The following is a 16,162-nucleotide window of genomic DNA, read 5'->3' as shown; positions in this document are numbered from 1 at the left end:
GTCTTGTCCTCAGGCCTCAATGACGACCGGCACGATCATGGGGCGGCGGCGCAGGCGGCGTCCCACCCAGCGCCCCAAGGTGCGGCGCATGACCTGCGCCAGGGAGTGGGCGTCGGCCTTGCCGGTCTTCAGGGCGACATCCAGGGCCTCGGTGACATCAGGGAGGACTTCATCGAAGACGGAGTCGTCCTCGGCCATGCCGCGGGCCTGGATGTGGGGGCCCGCCAAGATGGTGCCGGTCTTGGTCTCCACCACGGCGTAAACCGACACGAAGCCCTCTTCGGCCAGGATACGGCGGTCCTTGAGCTCGGTCTCGTTGATCTCGCCCACTGAGGAGCCGTCGACGTAGATGTAGCCGCAGGGCACCTGCCCGGCAATGCGGGCCTCTCCGCCCAGCAGGTCGACGACCACGCCGTCCTCACAGAGCATGACCCGCTCGGGGGGCACCCCGGTCCTCACCGCCAGAGCGCCATTGGCCACGAGATGGCGGATCTCGCCGTGGATGGGCATGACATTGCGGGGCTGGACGATGTTGTAAACGTGGAGGAGCTCCTCGGAGGAGGCATGGCCGGAGACGTGGACCTTGGCGTTGCCCTGGTGGACGACGCGCGCGCCCAGACGCATGAGTTGGTTAATGACCCGGTAGACCGAGTTCTCGTTACCCGGGATGAGAGAGGAGGCGAAAATGACCGTGTCGCCGGGCCCCACGGTCACCGACCGGTGCTCCCCGTGAGCCATACGGCTCAGGGCGGCCATGGGCTCCCCTTGGGAGCCGGTGACCATGAGGACGCGCTCGTGCGGTGGCAGGGAGGTAATATCGCGGGCCCCCATGAGCACGTCGTCGGGGACCTTGAGGTAGCCCCGCTCGGCGGCAATGCCCATATTGCGCGCCATGGAACGGCCGATCAGCGCCACGCGGCGCTCGTGGAGGGCGGCGGCGTCCAGGACCTGCTGGACCCGGTGAACGTGGCTGGCGAAGGAGGCCACCACGATCTGCCCGTCGGACTCGGCGAAGACCTGGTCCAGGACGCGGCCGATCTCACGCTCGTGGGCGACAATGCCGGGGACCTCGGCATTGGTGGAGTCCACGCAGAACAGGTCCACGCCCTCCTCCCCGAAACGGGCGAAGGAGCGCAGGTCGGTAATGCGTCCGTCAATGGGCAGGGAGTCCATCTTGAAGTCCCCGGTGATGAATACCGAGCCCGCCGGGGTGCGGATCATGGCGGCCATGGCGTCGGGGATGGAGTGGTTGACGGCGACGAACTCAATGTCGAAGGGCCCGTAGGTGACGCGCTCATGCTCGACCACCTGACGCAGGAGCGGGCGGATGCGGTGTTCTTTGAGCTTGGCGTCCACAAAGGCCAGGGTCAGTTCACTGCCCACCAGGGGGATGTTCCCTCTTAGGCGCAGCAGGTAGGGCACACCGCCAATATGGTCTTCGTGGCCGTGGGTCAGCACAAGGGCGACGACGTCGTCAAGCCGCTCTTCAATATCGGTGAAGTCGGGCAGGATGAGGTCAACGCCGGGCTGGTCCTCTTCGGGGAAGAGAACGCCGCAGTCGACAATGAGGAGTTTGCCATCGACCTCGAAGACGGTCATGTTGCGACCAACCTCGCCCAGGCCTCCCAGAGGGGTGACTCGCATTGCGCCATTGGGAATGGGACCGGGGGCCTGGAGCGTCTCGAACGTCGTCACGGAGCCAGTGTATCCAGAGCCGGCCACCGCCCAGGCCGAGCACACGTCCCGAGCGCACGTTACAAAAAACAAAAGGCCCGGTTACTCATAACCGAGCCTTTTGCGCGGTACCCCCAACCGGATTTGAACCGGTGCTGCCGCCGTGAGAGGGCGGTGTCCTAGGCCGCTAGACGATGGGGGCTGCTGGAAAACCGAGTCCGCTGGACCCGCCTTCCCCCGTACCCCCAACCGGATTTGAACCGGTGCTGCCGCCGTGAGAGGGCGGTGTCCTAGGCCGCTAGACGATGGGGGCCCACAATATTCACATGTGGCGTGAAGGCTCTTGGACTGCAAAAACCCTCACCCGCTGGGGTACCAGGACTCGAACCTAGAATGGATGAACCAGAATCACCAGTGTTGCCAATTACACCATACCCCATGAGGCGCGCCCAGGAACGGCAGTCCGTCCGGGGCAGCGGGAAGTACTTTACGCAGACGCCCGCAGCCTTGACAAATCTTTAGCGCGTGAGTGCGGACACACTTCCCGGGTGTTCACCGGCGGTGCCCCGGCGCCGTCCGGGCGCCGGCCGCATCCGGGGCGGCGCCCGGACGCGGCCGGCGCATCCTGGTACTCAGCCGCGTCGCGTCCCGGCTGAGTTCAACTGAGTTGGGCGCGCAGGGAGCGCAGGCGCGACAGGGACGGCGCGGCCCCCAGGATCTCCATGGACTCGAATAATGGCGGGGAGACCTGACGGCCGGTGATGGCCACCCGCAGAGGTCCGAAGGCCAGGCGGGGCTTCATGCCCAGCCCCTCAACAATGGCGGCGCGCAAGACGTCTTCAAGCTGCGCCGTCGTCCACTGCTGGGGCGTCAGCCCCTCCAGGGCCTCAATGGCGGCGTCCAGGACCTCCGGGGCGGAGTCGCGCAGTTTGGAGACCGCTTTCTCGTCACGGATCAGGGCGTCGTCGGAGGCGAAGAGGAAGCCGAGCATGTCGCGGGACTCTCGCAGCACCTGGATGCGGGTCTGGATCAGCGGCGCGGCCGCGGTAAGGATCTCCTGCTCGCGCTCGCCCAATTCGGCGAATGCGGCGGCACTGACCAGGGGCTTCGTGACGGCCCGGGGGTCGGCGGGGTCCAGCAGGGCGTCGGCGAGGTAGGGCACCAGGCGGTCGCGGAAGTCCTGCGGGTCCAGGAGGCGAATGTGCTCGGCATTAATGGCCCGGCACTTCTTGGGGTCGAAGCGGGCCGGATTGGGGTTGACCTCCGTGACTTCGAAGGCCGCGACCATCTGGGCGGCGGAGAACACGTCCTGGTCTTTGGACAAGGACCAGCCCAGCAGCGCCAGGTAGTTGAGCAGCCCCTCAGGGATCATGCCGCGGTGGCGATGGATGAGAAGATTGGACTCGGGGTCGCGCTTGGAGAGCTTCTTATTGCCCTCCCCCATCACGTAGGGCAGGTGCCCGAACTCGGGCACCGCCCGGGCGCGGCCAATGGCCATGAGGGCACGGTACAAGGCGATCTGACGGGGGGTGGAGGACAGCAGGTCCTCCCCGCGCAGCACATGGGTAATACCCATGTCGGCGTCGTCAACGGGGTTGACCAGGGTGTAGAGCGGGTCGCCGCCGGCGCGCACCACCACGTAGTCGGGCACGGAACCGGCTTTGAAGGTGATCTCGCCGCGCACCAGGTCGGTGAAGGTAATGTCCTCGTCGGGCATGCGCATGCGCAGCACCGGCTTGCGGCCCTGTTCCCGGAAGGCGGCGCGCTGGGCGTCGGTGAGGTCGCGGTCGGCCCCGTCGTAGCCGAGTTTAGGGTCCTCGCCGCGCTCCCGGTGGCGGGCCTCGATTTCAGCGGGCGTGGAGTAGGACTCGTAGAGGTAGCCGGCCTCCAGCAGTTCAGCGACCACCTCCCTATAGAGGCCCATGCGCTGGGACTGACGGTAGGGGCCGTGCGGCCCTCCCCTGCCCACGCCCTCATCCCAGTCCAGTCCCAGCCAGGTCAGGGAGTCCACGATCGCCTCAAAGGACTCCTCGGAGTCCCGGGCGGCATCGGTGTCCTCAATGCGGAAAACGAAGGCGCCATCGGTGTGGCGGGCGTAGGCCCAGTTGAACAGGCAGGTGCGCACCATGCCCACGTGGGGGGCGCCCGTGGGCGAGGGGCAGAAGCGGACCCGGACGGGCCTGGGGCCGGTGGCGGGCACTGGGGCTGAGAGGAAGTCGACGTCGCTCATGATGCCACCAGGGTAACCGCCGCGGCGCCTCCCCCGACCCCGCGGCGGGGCCCAACCGCCGGCGGAGCCGGGACGGGCGGACGGTGCGGGCGATACCCTCCTGAACCTCCTGCGGGGAGCGGCCCCTCAGGGTTCGGTGGCTCTCAGCGGCGCACCACGGGGTTGGAGAATCCGCCAATGCCGTCGACGCTGACCTCCACGCGCTGGCCGGCGCGGATCTCGCCGACACCGGCCGGAGTGCCGGTGAGGATGAGGTCGCCGGGCAGAAGTGTGAAGATGCTGGAGACATAGGAGATGAGCTCGGCCACGGAGCGGATCATGTCCGCCGTCGTGCCCTCCTGCACCACCCGCCCGTCCACCCGGGCGCGCACCATGGCGTCGGCGGGATTGAAGGGGCTTTGGGCGCCGGGCTCGGGCACCTCGATCCACGGGCCGATCGGGCAGGAGGTGTCGAAGGCTTTGGCCCGCACCCACTGGGGCTCTGCGCGCTGCCGGTCCCGGGCCGAGACGTCGTTGGCGACCGTGTAGCCCAGGATCACCGACTCGGCGTCGTCGACGGGGACGTCCTTGACCAGAGTTTTCATGACCACCGCGAGCTCGGCCTCGTAGTGGACCTCGTTGCTCCACGCAGGCAGGACGATCGGGGCGTCCGGGCCAATGACGGCCGTATTGGGCTTGAGGAAGATCACGGGGGGCTCATCCGCGCCGGGCGTCGCCTCACCCATCTCCGCGGCGTGAGCAGCATAGTTCTTGCCAATCCCCACCACCTTGGAGCGCGGGATCACTGGAGAAAGCAGACGCACCTCGCTCAGGGCCAGCACCTCCCCGGTCGCCTCGGGGCGGGAGAACAGGGGGTCGCCCTTGAGGACGAGCAATCGCCCCTCGGACTCCCCGGTGGGAGCGGCCTCCCCCTGCGGCAGGCCCTGAACAATGCCGTAGCGGGGCTCGTCCCCGGCGGAGAAACGCGCGATCCTCATGCCACCACCCTAGCGGGGACCAGTGCTGCTCCCGGTCAGGCGCCTCTCCTCGGCCGCATTCTGCGGCCGGTCCTCGGGCGCTGCGTGGGGCCAGGCGTCACCGGGGAGCACACCGGGCAGGTAGGGCGAGTCCACGCTGAAGACGGGCGCGCCGTCGTCTTGCGCCCGGCCGGCCCGCATGGCCAGGGCCTTGGCGCCGCAGGCCTCCCAGTCGCGCAGGGCACCCAAAACCCACCGGCACAGCAGCACCAGGGCCACGAGGTTGATAATGGCTCCGAGACCCAGGAGGATATCGGCCAGAGACCACACCGTGGCCAGCTTCTGAAAGGAGCCCACGGCCGCACAGGCCACGGCGCCGATCTGGAGGGCGCGCGCGAGCCAGGGCCGGGAGGTGAGGTAGTCGAGGTTGACCTGGGCGTAGGAGAAGGCCCCGAGAATGGTGCTGTAGGCCAGCACCACAATGAGCACTGCCATGGGCCAGCGCGTCCACTCCCCCATGAGCGCCGCAATAGCGTTCTGGGTCAGGGAACCGGCGGCCGCCTCCTCGGTGACGCCCGGGACGTAGACGCGCTCGCCGGCCACGAGGATTGCCAGGGCGGTGGCGGTGCAGATGAACAGCGTGTCCAGGACAACCCCGAAGGCCTGAATAAAGCCCTGCTGCACGGGGTGGGCGACCGTGGCCGCCCCTGCGGCGCAGGCCGCACCGCCCAGGCCCGCTTCATTGGAGAACAGGCCTCGGCGCACACCGTTAAGAACCGCCTGGGTGACGCCGCCGGCCAGCCCCGCCAACCCGGCGCGCAGACCGAAGGCCCCCTCGACAATGCTCCACAGGGCGTTCCAGGCCTCAATCGGGTGGGTGACAATAATGACGGTGACGAGCAGCAGGTAGGCCACTGCCATGAATGGGGCGAGCCACTCGGTCACGCGGGCAATGGCGCGCAGTCCGCCCAACAGCACTGGCGCGGTCAAGGTGACCACGATCAGGGCGCTGGCCCACGCCGGGACGTCGCCGGCGGATCCCAGGGCGTTGGCGATGGCATTGGCCTGGACCATGGGCATGGCCAGGCCGTTGGCTGTCATGAAAACAACGGCGAAGAGCCCTCCGACCACGGGCAGGCGCAGCCCGCGGGAGATGTAGTAGGCCGGCCCCCCGCGGAAGCTGCCGTCGGGCCGGCGCACTTTGAACAGCTGGGCCAAGGTGGATTCGGTGAAGGCGGTGGCCGTGCCCAGGACGGCGACCACCCACATCCACAGCACGGCGCCGGGCCCGCCCAGGATGAGGGCCAGGGCCACGCCCACAATATTGCCGGTACCGACGCGGCAGGCCAGGCCCATGGCGAAGGCCTGGAAGGAGGAGATACCGCCGTGGGCGCCCGAACGAGAACCTACGACGGCCCGCCCAATGGAGGCAATGTGCCGTAACTGGACGGCGCGAGCACGGATGGTGAAGTAGATCCCCGCCCCCAGGAGGAGCCAGACCAGGATCCAGGTGAATAGGGCGTTGGAGATGGCGCCGAGGACGGCGTCAATGGTTGACATGGCGCCCCCTCTCAGCCCTGGGCCCCGGGGGCCGGGTCCGGCTCGGGGCCGGTGGCCGACCGGCCCTCCCACACCCCGGGGGCGAGGTCGCCCGGCAGGTAGGGGTTGTTGTGGCCCACGAAAACCGGGTCCTTGATCCCGGCACGGCGCTGGGCCTCGAAGTCGCGCAGGGCCCCCGACGCCCAGGGGGCCAGGATGACAATGACAACCAGGTTGAGCACGCCCAGGAGGCCCAGGGCGATGTCGGTCAGCGCCCACACAATGGGCAGGGACAGGACGGTGCCGGCGAAGGCGGCGGCGGTCAGCAGCAGGCCGAATACCTGCTCGGCGCGAAGCTGGCCGCGCAGGTAGTTGACGTTGACCTGGGCGTAGGAGTAGCAGCCCAACACGGTGGAGAAGACCAGTACGAAAATGAGGACGACCATGGGCCAGGTGGTCCACTCACCCAGGTGTTCGGCGACCGCCTGCTGGGTCAGGACGGCGCCGACCGCGCCCTGGTCACCGGGCTTGTAGGCATCGGTGGTGAGCAGGATGAGGAAACCGGTGGCGGTGCACACCAAAATGGTGTCCACGAAGACACCGAAGGACTGGATGAGGCCCTGGCGCACGGGGTGGCCGGTGGTGGCCGTACCGGCGGCGTTGGGGACTGTTCCCAGGCCCGCCTCGTTGGAGAACAGGCCGCGGCGCACGCCGTTGAGCACGGCGGCGAGCATGCCGCCGGCCACACCGTAAAGGGCTTGGTCGACCCCGAAGGCGCCGCGCACTATGTCCCAGAGGACGCCCGGGACTCGGGTGATGTTCAGCACGGTGACGAGTAGGGCGAGCAGCACGTAGGCCAGGGCCATAATCGGGGCCAGCCACTCGGTGACCCGGGCCACGGACTTCAGGCCCCCGAAGACCACGGGGCCGGTGAGCAGGACCAGGAATACGCCGACCATCCAGGACTGGACACTGGGAACCGTGGCGCTAACGACGTCTGCCAGGGTGTTGGTCTGAACCATGACCACTGTGACTCCTACGGAGACAATGCACAGGGCGGCGAAGATTCCTCCCCACGTTTTCGATCCGAGGCCGTTTTTTATGTAGTAGGCCGGGCCGCCGCGGAAAGTGAAGTCGCGGCCGCGCTCCTTGAAGACTTGCGCCAGCGTGGATTCCACGAAGGCGGTGCCCATGCCGATAAGGGCCACCACCCACATCCAGAACAGGGCGCCGGGGCCACCGGCGACAATGGCCAGGGCAACCCCGGCAATATTGCCAATGCCCACCCGGGCGGCCAGGCCGACGGCGAAGGCCTGGAAGGAGGAGATGCCCCCCTTGGCACCTGTGCGCGAGTCGGCGATGGTGCGCATCATGGTGAACAGGTGCCGGAACTGGACGGCCCCGGTGCGCACTGTCAGGAAGATGCCGACAAGCACAAGCAGAGCGGCCAGGACATAGGTGTAGAAGAGGTCGTCGATACTGTTGAGAAGGTCCTCTAGCTCAACGAGGCTCATGGGAGGGCTCCTGTCGTCGGGGCGGGATGCGTGCGGGAGGGGCGGGGCGCGGCGGTGCCCCGGGGCGCTGCCCTAGGGCCGCGCCACACACTTGAGTCCGTCATGGACCGCGGTGCGGTTCAACGTTGCGTCCACGGCGTATGCGGCCTTTCGCTCTCGGGAGTCGGGAATGACCCGCATGGTCTCACGTCACGGATGCATAGATGTGCGGGCGCCCGCATGTTGATCGTTTCTGTTGTGCGCGGTCCCTGCCGGCACCGCCCCGGCCACCGGCAACAATCCCCACGGATCTCACGGATGCGCCCCGTGCGCTTCCGGGCGGGCCGGCCGCGCGCACTGAGATATGCAGCCGTTCCCTTAAGCGCCCGGGGCGCCGGGCAATCCCAGGCGTCCCGCCACGGTCATCCCGGGCCGGTGACTATTGGCGTGAGACCATGGGCCCATGACCGCCCCGGCCCTCAACGCCATGCTCGATACCCTCATTCCGGCCGATGACCCCGACCGGGTGCCCGAGCCCGAGGAGGTCTACCTGGCTTTCAGCCAGTGGGCCGAGGAAACCGGCCGCCCTCTTTACCCTCACCAGGACGAGGCCCTGTCCCGGATTCTGGAGGACCGCCACCTCATTGCCGCCACTCCCACCGGATCGGGCAAGTCAATGATCGCCCTGGCGGCCCACACCGCCTCTCTGGCGCGCGGGGGCCGCTCCTATTACACCGCCCCGCTTAAGGCCCTGGTCAGCGAGAAGTTCTTCGAGTTGGTGCGCCTGTTCGGGGCGGAGAACGTCGGCATGATCACTGGCGACACCTCCATTAACGCCGCCGCCCCCGTCATCTGTTGCACTGCCGAGATCTTGGCCAACCAGGCGTTGCGGCAGGGCGAGGACCTGGACGTGGACTGCGTGGTCATGGACGAGTTCCACTACTACGCCGACCCGCAGCGCGGCTGGGCCTGGCAGGTGCCGCTCCTTGAACTCCCCCAGGCCCAGATGGTGCTCATGTCGGCCACCCTGGGGGATGTGAGCTTCTTCGTGCGGGACCTGGAGTCGCGCACCGGGCGCCGGGTCGCCGTCGTCGACGACGCCGTGCGGCCAGTGCCCCTGGAGCTGGACTACAGTGTCGAGCCCATTGGCGAACTGCTCCAGCGCCTGGTTGGTCAGGACAAGGCCCCGGTCTACGTCGTCCACTTCTCCCAGAAGCAGGCTGTGGAGAGGGCCACGGCGCTGCTGAGCGTGGACCTGGTGCCCAAGGCCCGCAAGAAGGCGATTGCGGCCGCTCTGGGGGACTTCCGCTTCGGCGGGGGGTTCGGGGCGACCTTGTCGCGACTGCTGCGCTCTGGCGTCGGGGTTCACCACGCCGGCATGCTGCCGCGCTACCGGCGGCTTATTGAGCGCCTGGCGCGGGCGGGGCTACTGGCCGTCATCTGCGGCACCGACACCCTGGGGGTGGGGATTAATGTGCCCATCCGCAGCGTGGTCCTGACCTCCCTGGTGAAGTTCGATGGCGCTAAGGAGCGCCACCTCACCGCCCGGGAGTTCCACCAAGTCGCGGGACGGGCCGGGCGGGCCGGCTTCGACACCCGCGGCTACGTGGAAGTCCAGGCCCCTGAGCACGTCATTGAGAACGCCAAGGCCCTGGCCCGGGCTGGGGATGACGAGCGTAAGCGCCGCAAGATCGTGCGCAAGAAGGCCCCTGAGGGGCGGGTCAACTGGACGGACAAGACCTTTGAGCGCCTGCGCGACGCCGCACCCGAGACCCTCACCAGCCAGTTCCAGGTCACCACCACCATGGTTCTCAACCTCATGGAGCGGCCCGGCGACCCGGTGGCCCACATGGCCGCCTTGATTGCTCGCGCGCACGCCACGCCCGCCGAGCGCCGGGCGCATGTGCGCCGGGCCCTGGACATCTACCGCTCCCTGCGCACGGCCGGCGTGGTCGAGCACGTCTCCTCCGCTGTCGCGGCCGCGGATGGGCGCCCCCGCCTGCGCCTGGCGGTGGACCTGCCCGGGGACTTCGCCCTCAATCAGCCTCTGGCGCCCTTCGCGCTGGCGGCCATGGACCTGCTGGATGTGGAGTCCCCCGAGCACACCGTGGACGTGGTCTCGGTGGTTGAAGCTACTTTGGATGACCCCCGCCCGCTCCTGTACGCCCAGCAGCGGGCGGCCCGCGGCGAGGCCATCGCCGCCATGAAGGCCGAGGGAATGGATTATGAGGAGCGCCTGGCGGCCATGGAGGAGATCACCTGGCCCCAGCCGCTGGCCGACCTGCTCGCTCCCGCCCTGGAGATGTACCGGCGGGCCAACCCCTGGGTGGCCGACTACGAACTGAGTCCGAAATCCGTGGTGCGCGAGATGGTGGAGAACGCCATGACCTTCTCCGATCTCATCTCCCGTTACGAGCTGGGGCGGTCTGAGGGGGTGGTACTGCGCTACCTCACTGACGCCTACCGGGCGCTGCGCCAGGTGGTGCCCGACGAGCACCGCACCTCGGAGGTGGTCGAGCTCATTGACTGGCTGGGGGGCCTGGTGCGCGCCGTGGACTCCTCCCTGCTCGATGAGTGGGAGGCGCTGGGGGCCGCCCAGTCCGGTCGTGCACAAGAGGGGGCGGCCCTGCTGGAGGCGGACCGCCCGGACGCCGACGACTCCCTGGGCGTCGAGCGGGCTTTCGGGGCCGACGCTGACGGAAAGGTGGCTTTCACTCGCAATCTGCACGCCTTCCGGGTGGCGGTCCGCAAAGAGCTCTTCCGCCGGGTGGAGCTCATGGCGCGCGACGACGTCGAGGGCCTGGCGCGCCTGGATGCCGCCTCCGGCTGGGGCGAGCGGCGTTGGGATGAGGCTCTGGGGCGCTACTGGGAGGAGTACGACTGGCTGGGCACGGACCAGGCGGCCCGGGCGGTGGCGCTCGCCCCACTGGATGAGCAGCCTGACGACTCGGCGCTGGCGGCGGTGGGGGTCTCTGAGCGGCTGCGGGAGGCCCTGGAGCGCTCGGGCCGAAAGGTGTGGCTGGCCACGCAGGTGCTGGAGGACCCGGAGGGCGACCACGACTGGCGGTTGGTGGCGCTGGTGGACCTGACGGCGTCCGACGAGGCGGAGCAGGTGGTGCTGCGACTGCTGTCCGTGGGACCGCAAGGGTGAGGGCCGCGGCTCTCCCGGCGGCCCGCTGGGCGAGCAGTCGCGGAGAGTCTCAGAGGATGCCGCGGCCGGAGACGATCTCCTTGCCGAAGGGGAAGCAGGTCACCGGGATCATCTTGATATTCGCAATGGCCAGGGGGAAGCCCACAACGGTGACGGCCTGGGCGGCGGCCGTCACCACATGCCCTATGGCCAGCCACAGCCCGGCCACTGCGAACCAGATAATGTTCGAAATCCCGCTCATGGCCCCAGCGCTCGGCTTCTTGACCACCTCGCGCCCGAAGGGCCACAGCACATAGCCGGCGATGCGGAAGCAGGCCAGGCCCGCGGGGATCGTCACAATGAACAGGCAGGCTACGACCCCCGCCAGCAGGTACTCCAGCCAGAGCCAGAACCCTGAGAAGACAACCCAGACGATGTTCAGGATGGTGCGCATCAGCTCTCCGTGGTCGAGGAACGGCCGGGGCCCCGGCCGCCGGTGAGAACCGGCCGGCGGCGGCCCCTATTCCCGGAGCTCACCAGAAGACGCGCTGCGCAATGGCGTCGGCGAAGTTGTCCATGGCCCCCTCCGCCTTGGACAGGTAGAGGCCCGCGTCAATGAGAGAGACCTCCATGAGGTAGAAGCCGCCCGCCCCGTCGGGGACTACGTCGACCCGGTTGAACAGCAACTGAATGTCCCGCTTGGAGTGCTCCTTAATGAGCTTGTGGATCGCCTTGCGGGCGCGCTCGCCCCACAGCCACTCCTGATCACTGGGCTCACGGGCGGTGGCGATCTCCTCGTGGACCTCGTCTTCGGAGCGGAAGCGCGGGTGGAGCATGGGCACCTTCTCCACGGCGTGGGAGAGCACGCCATTGAAGTACACCAGGGAGATCTCGCCCTGGCGGTCGACCTGCTCCAAGTAGCGCTGGACCATGACCGAGCGCCCCCGACGGAGGTGATGCCGGGTGTCGTTAATGGCCTGCGAGCGCGAGCGCGCGTCGGTGGCGGTATACCGTCCGGTGCCGCGGCCACCGGAGGAGACGGCGGGCTTGACCACGAAGTCGCCCAGCGCCGGGAAGCGCGTGTGCACCTGGTGCTTGTTGTAGTGCGCGGAGGGCTCCAGCCAGATGGTGGGGATCATGGGCGCGCCCAGCTCAGCCAGGCGGGTCAGGTAGTGCTTATCGGAGTTCCACTCCACAATGTCGGGGTGGTTGACCAGGCGCGGCACGGAGCGGGTCCAGGCCAGGAAGTCCGCATACTGGTCGTTGGTGGCGTAATCGCGCACGCTCCGCAGGACGACCACGCCGGCGTCCTCCCAGTTGACGCCCGGGTCGTTCCATACGGCGACCCGGGGCTCAATGCCACGGGCGCGCAGGGCGTCGGGCAGGCCGCGGTCGTCTTCGTCGAGGTTGGGGAAGTCCGCTGATGTCGCCAGGGTCACAATGGGCTCGCTCACTGTTCTAAGGTACCGCCATCGTCGCTCGCGCATGGGCGATCTGGCGTCTGAGGATCCGCGAATATCGAGTGGGTTCGACGACAAGGCCGCCGGGTGTGCCGCCGCGCCCGGCAGACAATGAGGTGTCTCACAGAATCTTGTCTGGACTCGGCGGGTGCCGCCCCGTAAAGTCTTCCTCCGTCGCCGGGCGCGAAGGCGCTTGGTGCGAGGCACCGCTAGCTCAATTGGCAGAGCAGCTGACTCTTAATCAGCGGGTTCAGGGTTCAAGTCCCTGGCGGTGTACCACCTCCTGCTGGCCCCACAGCCAGAAGGATGTGATAGTCATTCTTGACTGAGCACCGCTAGCTCAATTGGTAGAGCAGCTGACTCTTAATCAGCGGGTTCAAGGTTCGAGTCCTTGGCGGTGTACCACGCGAGGGCCGGCGCCGCCGGCCGTACCCGGGCGCTCGCGCAGCGGCGCCCGCGGAATACGGCCTTATGCCAACAGGGCCAGTACCGTGGGCGGGCGCAGGCGCGGCTCTCACCACGACTGTGCGCCTGCACGGTTGGTATGGCGCCTACCCGGATCCTCGCACGGGTTGACCGCGGGTGCGCTCAACCGTCCTACCGGCCGCCGCAGCGGCACCCACACGCCACGGGGTCCCACGCAGGATCGACCTGCCCTTCCGGGACACCCCACCGGCCCGCCCAGGGCCGCAGAAGACAAGGAGAGACAATGCGAACCTACAGCACCAATACCCCGGCACAGGTTGAGCGCGAGCTCATTGCGGCGCGCACCGAGCTGGACTCATTGAGCGCCTCGGCGGCCCCCTCCCGCCTGGAGCGAGCCCTTGAGCGCCTTCACGCCGCCCAGGAGGCCCGCGCCGCCCAGGAGGACCTGGTGGAGTTGGCCGCCTGACCCCCGCAGGCGGAGCCGGAGTCTTAAAGGTCACGCTCCCGCCCCGCCTCCGTTGCCCAACCCCCGCAGGCGGGGCCGGAGTCCCGCGGGCCCGCACCCTTAATCCCAATCAGACGCGTCAGGCACCTCACGAAAGTCCTATGGGCGCACCTCTTCACCCAGCCGCTGCGACGATGCAAGGATGAAGCGGAGCAGCATCGACAAGGAGGAGGCCCGCTGATGCCCCAGCTCGCCGTCGGAGACACCGCCCCAGACTTCACGCTCCCGGACGCCACCGGCACGCCTGTCCCCCTGACCAGGCTGCGCGCCGAGTCCGAGCGGGGTGTCGTCGTCTACTTCTACCCCAAAGCCTCCACCCCCGGGTGCACCCGTGAAGCCCACGACTTCCGCGACTCCCTGGACGCCTGGAAGGCGGCGGGCTACAGCGTGGTGGGGGTCTCACCGGACTCCCCTGAGACACTGCACCGGTTCGCCGAGCGCCAGTCCTTGACCTTCCCGCTCCTGTCCGACATTGACCACGCGGTCATGGAGGCCTGGGGCGTGTGGGGCCAGAAGAAGAATTACGGGCGCCTCTACACCGGCGTCCTGCGCTCCACAATCGTGGTCGACGCGCAGGGCCGCGTCGAACTGGCCCAGTACAACGTTAAGGCCACCGGGCATGTGAATCGCCTGCGCAAGGAGCTCAACATCCAGGATCCGGCCTAGATCGCTGAGCTGCGAGAAGGGCCTGGGGCCGGCCGCCGCAATGGCGGCCGGCCTTCGTCGTCCACAGGGCCCGCGGGCTGCACAGCCTCAGCGCTCGCGGGTACCGGCAATGAACTCCTCCACGCTGGCGCGGGCCTCAGTGTCGGGGCGCTGCTCCATGGGGGACTTCATGAAGTAGGAGGCAGCAGACAGCAGTTCGCCCCCAATGCCCCGGTCCAGGGCGATCTTGGCGGCGCGCACGGCGTCAATGACAATGCCCGCCGAGTTCGGGGAGTCCCAGACCTCGAGCTTGTACTCCACGGAGATGGGGGCGTCGCCGAAGTTACGGCCCTCCAGGCGCACATAGGCCCACTTGCGGTCGTCAAGCCAGGCAACATGGTCGGAGGGGCCGATGTGGACGTCGTGGTCGTCCAAGCGACGCTCCAGGTTGGACTGGACGGCGTTGGTCTTGGAGATCTTCTTGGATTCCAGGCGGCTTCGCTGCAGCATGTTCTTGAAGTCCATGTTCCCGCCGACGTTGAGCTGATAGGTGCGGTCCAGGATGCACCCGCGCTCCTCGAACAGGCGGGCCAGGACACGGTGGGTGATGGTGGCGCCCAGCTGGCTCTTAATGTCGTCGCCGATGATCGGCACGCCCGCGGCGACGAACTTGTCACTCCATTCCTTGGTGGAGCCAATGAACACCGGCAGGCAGTTGACGAAGGCGCAGTGAGCGTCAATCGCGCACTGGGCGTAGAAACGGGCCGCCTCCTCGCTCCCCACGGGCAGGTAGCACACCAGAACATCGACCTTGGCCTCCTTGAGGGCGGCGACGACGTCGACGGGCTCTGCGTCCGACTCGGTGATGGTGGCCCGGTAGTAGTCGCCCAGGCCGTCCAAGGTGACACCGCGCTGTACCGTGACGCCGGTGGGAGCCACATCCGCAATGCGGATGGTGTTGTTCTGCGAGGCGTTAATGGCCTCGGCCAGGTCGAGGCCGACCTTGGCGGCGTCGACGTCGAAGGCGGCGACGAACTCCAGGTCGCGCACGTGGTAGCCGCCGAAGTTCACATGCATGAGTCCGGGAACCCGCTCGTCAGCGGCCGCGTCACGGTAGTAGGTGACTCCCTGGACGAAGGAGGAGGCGCAGTTGCCGACCCCGACGATGCCGACGCGAATGGCGGAACTGGTGGTCATGACGTAGTTCTCCTAGATGGTGTGCCCGTGGCAGGCGTCCTTGCGCGGGCCTCTGGGCGTGGCGGGGATACCCACCCTCGGCTTGACGGTGGGGCCCGCCTCGGCGGGCACACGGTCCGCCGAGCGTGAGGGTGCTCTTGGCGCCACACTGTACGTCACCACCGGGGGCCGCTGGCGAATCCGGGCCCATGATGCCGTCGAGTGGAATCGTGGGGCCGCCGGGCCCGCCATGTCACACGGCTCCAGCCGATGAGGGCACGGGCGCCCCAGTGTCGTAGGCTGGGCCACGAGCGCGAGTGGCGGAACTGGCAGACGCCCCAGGTTTAGGTCCTGGTGCCTTCGGGCGTGAGGGTTCGAGTCCCTTCTCGCGCACCACGACGGTCTTATACGTTCCCGGAATGCGCGGTGCACGGTTCTGGGCCGCGTTGGACTGTGATCTGCGCCGGTCCTCGTCGGCGGTGTTTTTCGTTTGACGAGACGGCCATGACAGGCCTCGGCAAGTCGCCCTGGGGGCAATGCAGAGGTCAACACGACACCGATCTACGCTAATCTCGCTAATCTCGGCGTGTATGAGGGCAAGGAGCAGTTGTTGGTCATAGGGCTCGCACTGCCGCCGGATATGAAAAATGAATGGCTCCTTACATCACATTGGAGTTGATCCCCACTCCCCCACTCACCGGGGTGTCGCACTCGCCCCGCCCTCAAGCGCGAAGGGCCTGATGGTGGTGTCATAGGGTCGTAGCAACAGTGCTGGTTAGAGGCGGGAGGTTGTGTTGGGTGGGATGTTGACGATGTCGGATCGGGCTGCGATCGCACGGGGGCTGGAGCAGGGCTGGTCGTTGCGCAGGATCGCTGAGCGGATCGGTCGTGATGTCTCGGTGGTCTCGCGGGAGATCGCCCGCAACCA

The 16,162-nt window shown here is 67.9% G+C and carries 12 protein-coding genes and 6 tRNA genes; 7 read left to right on the top strand and 11 right to left on the bottom strand.

Annotation, left to right across the window (positions count from 1 at the left end):
• Positions 1-9: 9 nt before the first annotated feature.
• The 8 genes from EUC46_RS06655 to EUC46_RS06620 all read right to left on the bottom strand — a co-directional run bounded on the left by EUC46_RS06655 (position 10) and on the right by EUC46_RS06620 (position 7,913).
• A complete protein-coding gene (locus EUC46_RS06655; RefSeq protein ID WP_128773447.1) occupies positions 10-1,644 on the bottom strand; it encodes a ribonuclease J in 1,635 nt (544 codons plus the stop codon).
• A 159-nt stretch (positions 1,645-1,803) separates the two neighbouring features.
• Positions 1,804-1,876: transfer RNA gene (locus EUC46_RS06650), tRNA-Glu, on the bottom strand.
• 38 nt (positions 1,877-1,914) lie between these two features.
• Positions 1,915-1,987 (bottom strand) — tRNA-Glu (locus EUC46_RS06645).
• 54 nt (positions 1,988-2,041) lie between these two features.
• Positions 2,042-2,113: transfer RNA gene (locus EUC46_RS06640), tRNA-Gln, on the bottom strand.
• 219 nt (positions 2,114-2,332) lie between these two features.
• Positions 2,333-3,904 carry a glutamate--tRNA ligase gene (gene gltX / locus EUC46_RS06635; protein WP_128773403.1) on the bottom strand — a complete coding sequence of 524 codons (1,572 nt, stop codon included), beginning with the start codon at positions 3,902-3,904 and terminating at the stop codon, positions 2,333-2,335.
• Positions 3,905-4,047: 143 nt separating this feature from the next.
• Positions 4,048-4,881 carry a fumarylacetoacetate hydrolase family protein gene (locus EUC46_RS06630; RefSeq protein ID WP_128773402.1) on the bottom strand — a complete coding sequence of 278 codons (834 nt, stop codon included), beginning with the start codon at positions 4,879-4,881 and terminating at the stop codon, positions 4,048-4,050.
• Between the two features lie 9 nt (positions 4,882-4,890).
• The gene (locus tag EUC46_RS06625) at positions 4,891-6,420 is read right to left on the bottom strand and encodes an alanine/glycine:cation symporter family protein (protein ID WP_128773401.1); all 1,530 of its coding nucleotides are present in this window, start codon (positions 6,418-6,420) and stop codon (positions 4,891-4,893) included.
• Between the two features lie 11 nt (positions 6,421-6,431).
• Positions 6,432-7,913, bottom strand: coding sequence for an alanine/glycine:cation symporter family protein (locus EUC46_RS06620; RefSeq protein WP_128773400.1), 1,482 nt, complete (start codon positions 7,911-7,913; stop codon positions 6,432-6,434).
• Positions 7,914-8,355: 442 nt separating this feature from the next.
• On the opposite strand from EUC46_RS06620, the gene EUC46_RS06615 reads away from it, so the two are divergent.
• Positions 8,356-11,043, top strand: coding sequence for a DEAD/DEAH box helicase (locus tag EUC46_RS06615; protein ID WP_206645926.1), 2,688 nt, complete (start codon positions 8,356-8,358; stop codon positions 11,041-11,043).
• A 49-nt stretch (positions 11,044-11,092) separates the two neighbouring features.
• Here EUC46_RS06615 and EUC46_RS06610 read toward each other — a convergent pair whose 3' ends face one another.
• Positions 11,093-11,476 (bottom strand): YccF domain-containing protein, encoded by a 384-nt coding sequence (locus EUC46_RS06610; protein ID WP_128773399.1) that lies wholly within the window; start codon positions 11,474-11,476, stop codon positions 11,093-11,095.
• A gap of 79 nt (positions 11,477-11,555) precedes the next feature.
• Positions 11,556-12,476: an ATP-grasp domain-containing protein gene (locus EUC46_RS06605; RefSeq protein ID WP_128773398.1), complete on the bottom strand. Its 921-nt coding sequence runs from the start codon at positions 12,474-12,476 to the stop codon at positions 11,556-11,558.
• A gap of 209 nt (positions 12,477-12,685) precedes the next feature.
• Here EUC46_RS06605 and EUC46_RS06600 point away from each other — a divergent pair.
• From EUC46_RS06600 to bcp, 4 genes are all read left to right on the top strand, one after another.
• Positions 12,686-12,761 (top strand) — tRNA-Lys (locus EUC46_RS06600).
• Positions 12,762-12,811: 50 nt separating this feature from the next.
• Positions 12,812-12,887, top strand: a tRNA-Lys gene (locus tag EUC46_RS06595).
• A 304-nt stretch (positions 12,888-13,191) separates the two neighbouring features.
• Positions 13,192-13,374 (top strand): hypothetical protein, encoded by a 183-nt coding sequence (locus EUC46_RS06590; protein WP_128773397.1) that lies wholly within the window; start codon positions 13,192-13,194, stop codon positions 13,372-13,374.
• Positions 13,375-13,593: 219 nt separating this feature from the next.
• Positions 13,594-14,079 carry a thioredoxin-dependent thiol peroxidase gene (gene bcp, locus EUC46_RS06585; RefSeq protein WP_128773396.1) on the top strand — a complete coding sequence of 162 codons (486 nt, stop codon included), beginning with the start codon at positions 13,594-13,596 and terminating at the stop codon, positions 14,077-14,079.
• A gap of 87 nt (positions 14,080-14,166) precedes the next feature.
• Here bcp and EUC46_RS06580 read toward each other — a convergent pair whose 3' ends face one another.
• Positions 14,167-15,255 carry an inositol-3-phosphate synthase gene (locus tag EUC46_RS06580; RefSeq protein ID WP_128773395.1) on the bottom strand — a complete coding sequence of 363 codons (1,089 nt, stop codon included), beginning with the start codon at positions 15,253-15,255 and terminating at the stop codon, positions 14,167-14,169.
• A 290-nt stretch (positions 15,256-15,545) separates the two neighbouring features.
• Here EUC46_RS06580 and EUC46_RS06575 point away from each other — a divergent pair.
• Together EUC46_RS06575 and EUC46_RS06570 are read left to right on the top strand one after the other, a co-directional pair.
• Positions 15,546-15,630 (top strand) — tRNA-Leu (locus tag EUC46_RS06575).
• 407 nt (positions 15,631-16,037) lie between these two features.
• A partial coding sequence (locus EUC46_RS06570; protein ID WP_206645928.1) for a helix-turn-helix domain-containing protein occupies positions 16,038-16,162 on the top strand: 125 nt, incomplete at its 3' end.

The sequence above is a fragment of the Actinomyces oricola genome, assembly GCF_004104015.1.
GTDB lineage: Bacteria > Actinomycetota > Actinomycetes > Actinomycetales > Actinomycetaceae > Actinomyces > Actinomyces oricola.
The sequence above is the reverse complement of the archived record's forward strand: the minus strand, read 5'-3'. Positions and strand labels throughout refer to the sequence as shown.